General features: G+C 46.0%; 1 protein-coding gene. It reads left to right on the top strand.

The features are described from left to right. The coding region (prpC, locus tag JZ787_RS17895) for a 2-methylcitrate synthase (RefSeq protein ID WP_346313028.1) at positions 1-1,008 on the top strand (1,008 nt) is incomplete at its 5' end. Between the last annotated feature and the right edge of the window lie 27 nt (positions 1,009-1,035).

The following is a 1,035-nucleotide window of genomic DNA, read 5'->3' as shown; positions in this document are numbered from 1 at the left end:
GAAAACTGCCAGTTTGAAGAAGTCGCTTACCTGATCTTCTTTGGTGAACTACCCACAGCAGCACAGCTCACAGCTTACAAGGCTAAACTTAAATCACTGCGTCAACTACCACAAGCACTCAAAGAAGTCCTTGAGCGTATACCAGCAGACTCACACCCAATGGATGTGATGCGCACAGGCGTATCGATGCTAGGTAACCTAGAAACAGAACAATCTTTCGCAGAACAACAAGATGTTGCAGACCGCATTCTTGCAACGCTTCCAGCGATCATTTGCTACTGGTATCGTTTTAGCCATGATGGCGTACGCATTGAAGAAAATACCGATGACGATTCAATCGGTGCTCAATTCCTACACTTACTTCGTGGTGAAAAACCAAATGAACTGCATGAACAAGTGATGAATGTCTCACTGATCCTCTATGCAGAGCATGAATTCAACGCATCGACCTTCACCGCACGTGTATGCGCATCAACCTTATCCGATATGCATTCATGCATCACCGGTGCAATTGGTTCACTGCGTGGTCCATTACACGGAGGAGCAAACGAAGCAGCAATGGAGATGATTGAAAACTGGACGTCCCCTGAAGAAGCTGAGCGAGAAATGCTGGGCAAATTGGAACGTAAAGAAAAGATCATGGGCTTTGGTCATGCAATCTACAAAGACAATGACCCACGTAATGGCATCATCAAAATCTGGTCAGAGCGCTTAGCCAAAGATGTCGGTGACACGGTTCTTTATCCAGTATCAGTACGTTGTGAAGAAGTGATGTGGCGTGAGAAGAAATTATTCTGTAACGCAGACTTCTTCCATGCATCGGCATACCACTTCATGGATATTGCGACCAAGTTATTCACACCAATTTTCGTGATGAGCCGTGTCACAGGTTGGGCGGCGCATGTGATGGAACAACGTGCAGACAACCGTATTATTCGCCCAAGTGCGGACTATACTGGGCCTGAGCTACGTAAAGTGGTGCCGATTGAGGAGCGTTCAGCGGCTTAATATGAAGCTCTGATACATTATAAAAAA

The sequence above is a fragment of the Acinetobacter sp. BWR-L5 genome (assembly GCF_039655985.1).
Taxonomy (GTDB): Bacteria; Pseudomonadota; Gammaproteobacteria; order Pseudomonadales; family Moraxellaceae; genus Acinetobacter; species Acinetobacter johnsonii.
Note: the sequence above shows the minus strand (reverse complement) of the source record. Positions and strands in the feature narration are given on the sequence as shown.